Origin of the sequence: Kitasatospora sp. NPDC059571 (assembly GCF_042735675.1) — a bacterium.
Classification (GTDB): Bacteria; Actinomycetota; Actinomycetes; order Streptomycetales; family Streptomycetaceae; genus Kitasatospora.
This window is the reverse complement of record NZ_JBHWBW010000511.1, coordinates 1-5,460: the sequence shown is the minus strand read 5'-3', so window position 1 is coordinate 5,460 and position 5,460 is coordinate 1. Positions and strand designations below refer to the sequence as shown.

Annotated in this window: 7 protein-coding genes, 1 rRNA gene and 1 pseudogene; 4 read left to right on the top strand and 5 right to left on the bottom strand. The window is 72.7% G+C overall.

What is annotated here, in order from left to right; translation table 11 throughout:
• Positions 1–119, bottom strand: a pseudogene (locus ACFV0G_RS34260) (electron transfer flavoprotein subunit beta); the annotation flags it as partial.
• A gap of 392 nt (positions 120–511) precedes the next feature.
• Entirely contained in the window at positions 512–925 is a 414-nt protein-coding gene (locus ACFV0G_RS34255; protein WP_380556405.1) for a TlpA family protein disulfide reductase, read from the bottom strand.
• Positions 926–1,245: 320 nt separating this feature from the next.
• On the opposite strand from ACFV0G_RS34255, the gene ACFV0G_RS34250 reads away from it, so the two are divergent.
• From ACFV0G_RS34250 to ACFV0G_RS34235, 4 genes are all read left to right on the top strand, one after another.
• Positions 1,246–1,671 (top strand): DUF4395 domain-containing protein, encoded by a 426-nt coding sequence (locus tag ACFV0G_RS34250; protein WP_380556403.1) that lies wholly within the window; start codon positions 1,246–1,248, stop codon positions 1,669–1,671.
• Positions 1,672–1,931: 260 nt separating this feature from the next.
• Entirely contained in the window at positions 1,932–2,699 is a 768-nt protein-coding gene (locus ACFV0G_RS34245; protein ID WP_380556401.1) for a lysophospholipid acyltransferase family protein, read from the top strand.
• A 124-nt stretch (positions 2,700–2,823) separates the two neighbouring features.
• Positions 2,824–3,189: a cupin domain-containing protein gene (locus ACFV0G_RS34240; RefSeq protein ID WP_380556399.1), complete on the top strand. Its 366-nt coding sequence runs from the start codon at positions 2,824–2,826 to the stop codon at positions 3,187–3,189.
• Positions 3,190–3,233: 44 nt separating this feature from the next.
• Complete coding sequence (locus tag ACFV0G_RS34235) at positions 3,234–3,731, top strand: DinB family protein (RefSeq protein WP_380556397.1); 498 nt, start codon at positions 3,234–3,236, stop codon at positions 3,729–3,731.
• A gap of 16 nt (positions 3,732–3,747) precedes the next feature.
• On the opposite strand, the gene ACFV0G_RS34230 is transcribed toward ACFV0G_RS34235, so the two are convergent.
• The 3 genes from ACFV0G_RS34230 to rrf all read right to left on the bottom strand — a co-directional run bounded on the left by ACFV0G_RS34230 (position 3,748) and on the right by rrf (position 5,329).
• Positions 3,748–4,707, bottom strand: a complete 960-nt coding sequence (locus ACFV0G_RS34230; RefSeq protein ID WP_380556395.1) for a hypothetical protein — start codon at positions 4,705–4,707, stop codon at positions 3,748–3,750.
• Positions 4,700–5,131 carry a DUF2809 domain-containing protein gene (locus ACFV0G_RS34225; RefSeq protein WP_380556394.1) on the bottom strand — a complete coding sequence of 144 codons (432 nt, stop codon included), beginning with the start codon at positions 5,129–5,131 and terminating at the stop codon, positions 4,700–4,702. Before ACFV0G_RS34225 ends, ACFV0G_RS34230 begins: the two co-directional genes overlap by 8 nt.
• Before the next feature lie 81 nt (positions 5,132–5,212).
• A 5S ribosomal RNA gene (gene rrf, locus ACFV0G_RS34220) occupies positions 5,213–5,329 on the bottom strand.
• Between the last annotated feature and the right edge of the window lie 131 nt (positions 5,330–5,460).

Genomic DNA, 5,460 nt, shown 5'->3' with positions numbered 1-5,460 from the left:
TCCAGCTCCGACAGGAGGCCGTCCACGCCCTCCCGGTCGGTGGTGGTGTCGTCCGCGAAGCGACGGTCACCGGTCGCGTCGGGCACGTACTTCACACAGACAACGATCCTCAAGCTCACGGCCTGTCTCCTGTACTGGTCCTGTCCGGCGGCTGCAGCGGTGCAGATGGGCGGAACGCCACTCTCCAGGCCCACGCGGGCCGCGTATTCCTGTGCCCGCCCGGAACGTCCTGGCAGCATACTCGCCAGTAGCTTTGCCGTCACTACTGGCCAGTAGCTTAGCGCTGCCGAGCCCCGGCCGAGCGCCCCGTCGCCGCCGTCGCACCCAGGCGCGGACCGGCTCCGGAACGGCTGCACCGCCGTCTGCGCCCCATCCTGCCCCAGCCCGCGCCCGCTACCACCTGACCGGGCGGCAGATCCGCTGTGAGATTGGCGGCCTTGACAACCAGAACCATGATCGGCCGCGCTCGAGCCTCACCTCAGCGCCCCTCGCGGCCCGGGCCGCAGCGGCCTCAGACGGCCTCGCCCAGCGCCGCGATCACATCGGCGCGCCGGGGCTGACCGGCCGCCCGGCGGATCACCCGACCGGAGGCGTCCAGCACCAGCACGGTCGGGGTCCGCAGGATGTCCAGCCGCCGGACGAGCTCCAGCTCCGCCTCGGCGTCGATCTCCACGTGCGACACGCCGTCGACCATGTCCGCCACCTCGGCGAGCACCCGCCGGGTCGCCCGGCACGGCTGGCAGAACGCGGTCGAGAACTGCACCAGCGTCGCCCGGCCGCCGAGCTCCCCGCCCAGCTCCGCCGGCGACAGCCGCACCGCGTCGTCCTTCGCCCGCACCCGCAGCCTCCCGTCCCGCCGTGCCCGGACGAGCCCGAAGACGCTCGCGAGCACCAGCACCGCACCGCACACCCACACGCCGGTCATCGCTCCAGTGTGCGCCCCCCGGCACCGGCGCCCCAACCGCGTCCCGCGCCTCGGACGGCCGCACCCGCCCCCGCCCCGCACGCCCGCCGACCGCCACCGCGGCCCCGGATCCGGCCGCCGACCACCGTTCGGGACGGACTCGACCGGCCGGCACCGCGCCCCTTACCCTGGCCGGGTGGACCTCCCCGACCCCCGACCGCTCCGGCTGACCGTGCGCCGCGTGGTCGACCTGTGCCGGGCCACGGCCTCGCGCTGTCGCTGACCCGCCCGCCCGTCCGCGGGCCCCGGTCACCGCCAGCCACCCGCCCAGGAGCCACCCCTTGTCGATCGACCCACGCGGCCCCCGTTTCGCCGCCGTCCTCACCTCGCTCGTCCTCGCCGCCGCCCTCGTCACCGGCAGCTGGGTGCTGCTCGCCGTCCAGGCCGCGGTCTTCGCCGTCGGCGCCTTCGCCGGCGTCCAGCACTCCCCCTACGGACTGCTCTACCGGACCGTCGTCCGCCCCCGCCTCGGGCCGCCGCAGGAGACCGAGGACGCCCGCCCGCCGCGCTTCGCCCAGGCGGTCGGCCTCGGCTTCGCCCTCGTCGGACTCCTCGGCCACCTCACCGGCAGCACCTGGCTCGCCACCGGAGCGACCGCCTGCGCCCTGGCCGCCGCCTTCCTCAACGCCGCCTTCGGCTACTGCCTCGGCTGCGAGATGTACCTGCTGCTGCGCCGCGGCACCTCGCGGCTGGGCAGCAGCGCCTGAGCAACCGCCGCGGCCGCTGCCACGGGCCCGGCAGCGGCCGCGGGCGCCGGGTTCCCGATGAGACGCAGGTCTCACGTGAGATACGACTCGCCGCCGAAATCCGCCCCGCGGACGCGGCCGCGTGACAGCGGACCCGCCTTCGGGGGATCATCGGGCTGAAACACCCGTGGCCGCCGCGGCGTGCCGCGCCTCACCGGTCGGCCCGGCTGCCCCGGGACCACCGGACCGGGCAGCAGGCCCGAAGGGAAGTAGGGCTGACCGTGGCTGAGTTCGTGTACCCGCCGGTGATCCGTGCGGCGCTGACCGCGTTCAAGGCGCTCGACGTGCGCCTCTCGGTCGTCGGCGCCGAGCACGTGCCGGCGACGGGCGGCGCCGTGCTGGTGAGCAATCACATCAGCTACCTCGACTTCATCTTCGCCGGCCTCGGCCCGTGGCGCGGCGCCAAGCGGCTGACCCGGTTCATGGCGAAGGACGACGTCTTCAAGCACCGCATCTCCGGTCCGCTGATGCGCGGCATGCAGCACATCTCCGTCGACCGCTCCGACGGCCAGCCCGCCTACGACGCCGCGGTCAAGGCCCTGCGCGAGGGCGAGATCGTCGGCGTCTTCCCCGAGGCCACCATCAGCCGCTCCTTCATGCTGAAGAAGTTCAAGACCGGCGCCGCCCGCATGGCCGCCGAGTCCGGCACCCCGCTGCTGCCCGTGATCCTCTGGGGCACCCAGCAGCTGTGGACCAAGGGCCGCCCGAAGACGCTGACCAAGCGGCACGTCCCGGTGACCATCATGATCGGCGAGCCGATCGAGCTCACCCCGCAGGACAAGCCCGTCATGGTCACCCGCCGGCTCCGCGCGGCCATGGGCGAGATGCTCGACCGCGCCCAGCGCGAGTACCCCGCCCACCCGGCCGGGTTCGACGACTCCTGGTGGCTGCCGGCCCACCTCGGCGGCACCGCGCCGACCCCGGAGGCCGCCGAGGCCGCCGACGAGGCGGAGGCCGCGGCGAAGGCCGAGCGCCGCGCGGCCCGCTGATCGCTTGCCCGTCGGCAGGGGGCGCTCCGGGGGACCGGGGCGCCCCCTGCGGTGTTCCACCGCTCCGTTCCCTCCGGGGCGAAACGTCCTTGCCGATCGCCGGCGAACCGCGCAGAGTGCCCCCATGGACACACCGCGCAAGATCAACCTGCAGGAGAAGCTCGCCCTCTTCGCCGACCACTGGTCCCCCAGGACGGTGGCCCGGCTCAACGACTACGAGATCAAACTGGTCAAGGTGCAGGGCGAATTCGTCTGGCACACCCACGAGGACACCGACGAGCTCTTCCTCGTCCTGGACGGCCGGCTCACCATCCAGCTGCGCGACGGCGACGTCGAGCTCGGCCCGGGCGAGCTGTACGTCGTCCCCCGCGGAGTCGAGCACTGCCCGCGCGCGGACGGCGAGGTCGCCGCGCTGCTCGTCGAGCCCGAGGGCGTCGTCAACACGGGCAGTGCGGGCGGCGAGCTCACCGCCGTCCCGCAGTCCCTCTGACGGTGCGCCGGTACACGGAGCGTCCGCCCACTAGGGTGTCCGGCATGACGGACACCCAGATCACCTCCTCCGTGGAGCGGGACGCCCTCTGCGAATTCCTGGACAAGCAGCGCGATGCGCTCATCCGCAAGGTCGAGGGCGTGTCGGAGGAGGACGCGCGCAGGGCGCCGACCGCCAGCAGTCTCACCCTGCTCGGGCTCGTGAAGCACAACGCCCTCTGGGAGCGCCGCTGGTTCCAGATCATCACCGCCGGACGGTCCTTCCCCGGCGAGTGGCCCGAGGTCGAGGCCGACACCGATGCCGAGGACTTCCGCATCGGCGAGGAGGACACCGTCCCGGGGATGCTCGCCTACTACCGCGAGCAGATCGCAGCGTCCCGCGCCGTCGTGGCCGCCCTCGACCTCGACGCGCCCTGCGCCTGGCCGAAGCTCGCCCACCGCGACCTCCGCTGGGTGCTCCTCCACATGATCGAAGAGGTGGCCCGGCACGCCGGCCACGCCGACATCATCCGGGAGAGCCTCGACGGCGCCCGCGGGATCTGACGGCCGGCCGCTCCGGTCACCCCGTCAGATGGCGTGCCACAACGGCCGGATCGACCGCCTGCCCGGGCGTCAGAAGCAGTACCTCGCCGCGGAAGGACCTGACCTCCAGCCGGCTGTCGGGCTCCGCATCGGCCAGCTGTCCCAGCAGCCGGTCGAGATCGGATCGGCCGAAGACCTTGAAGCTCCTCGACGGCCGGTACCAGCTCGGCCGGACGTCGAACCGGAGGTCCACCACGGCCCTCGGCTCGCGGGCCCAGTCCGTGGAGGGCAGTGAGCCGTGGCCGTGGATCCGGGCGTCCACCAGCACCTCGGTGTCCGCGTCCCCGATCTCGCAGTCATGGATCGGGAACGCCGTCGCCACCCGTCCGCGCAGGACCGGATGGTTGCCGTACGGCCCGAGCGGCGGAGCGCAGAGCAGGGCGTGGCCGAATCCGGCAACCGGCTCGGGCAGCAGCACCTTGTGGTGCGACCGCCCGTCGAAGGCCAGGCCGCGGTTCGCACCGAGGAACCTCAGGAAGACCGACACCGCCGCCGAAGCGTGCGCGCCCGCCTGAACGGCGAACCGCACCGCGCGCATCCCCGCGTCGGACAGCACCAGGTACTCGTGCCAGCTGCGGGGATGTCCCGGCGAGACGACCCGGGTGTACACCTCGTCGACGCCGTCGACCGGGAGGAAGTCCAGCCGCGCGGCATGCGGTCCGGTCGGTCGGGCGAGGACGTCGAGCACCGGCTCGGGCCGAGCCGCCACGGGATCCGCCAGGCGGACGGCCTCCGCGAATCCCTTGCGCTGCCACTCCGCAACCTTGCGTCCGGCATGCCGGACGGCAGCCGCCTCGTCGTTCAGGACGGACGTGCTCCCCTTGCCCGCACCGCCCTCGGTGCCCCAGGTGAGGAAGCACCGGATGCCCTCCTGACGGATCTCCCGGTACTCGGTCGCCCCGGCACCGGAACGTTCGAAGCGTCGCCACTCACTCATCCGGCCTCCCCGCCCGTACCGCTCGTACCGTCCGCATCGCAGGCATCGTGCCACGTCGGTACGACAACGCCCGGTGCACCAGCCATCCGCAGCCCGCGCCGACCGCGTACCAGAGCAGATCCGGCCCATTGAAGGTCGAGCCCAGCACCAGCCTCGCCACCGTGCTCTCCGCGGACCAGCGGGCCGGCAGCCCGGTGATCTGGAAGAACTCGACGGCCCAGCTGAGCGCCAGCGCCAACCCGGCGGCCCGACCGGGCCTGGTCCGCGGTGCAACTATCAGCACCAGCGTCTGGACGAGAACGGTGTAGAGCGCATCGCCCGCGTACTTCGCCGGCTCCCCGCCGGCCACCGCCCGCACGCCCAGGCCGGCGGCGACGACCGCCACCGCAGCCGCAAGAGCCGCAAGACGCTTCCGGTCCCCCATGTCCCACTCCCCCGTCGTGGCTTCCCCGGAAATGCGAGAAGCCCCGCCCGGGTGACCCGGGCGGGGCTTCTCAGAAGAATTGTTCGGCGGCGTCCTACTCTCCCACAGGGTCCCCCCTGCAGTACCATCGGCGCTTTGAGGCTTAGCTTCCGGGTTCGGAATGTAACCGGGCGTTTCCCTCACGCTATGACCACCGAAACACTATGAAACTGTCCGCCACCCACCCGTATCGGCGGGGGTCGTTGTTTCAGAACAACACAGTGGACGCGAGCAACTGAGGACAAGCCCTCGGCCTATTAGTACCGGTCAACTCCACCCATTACTGGGCT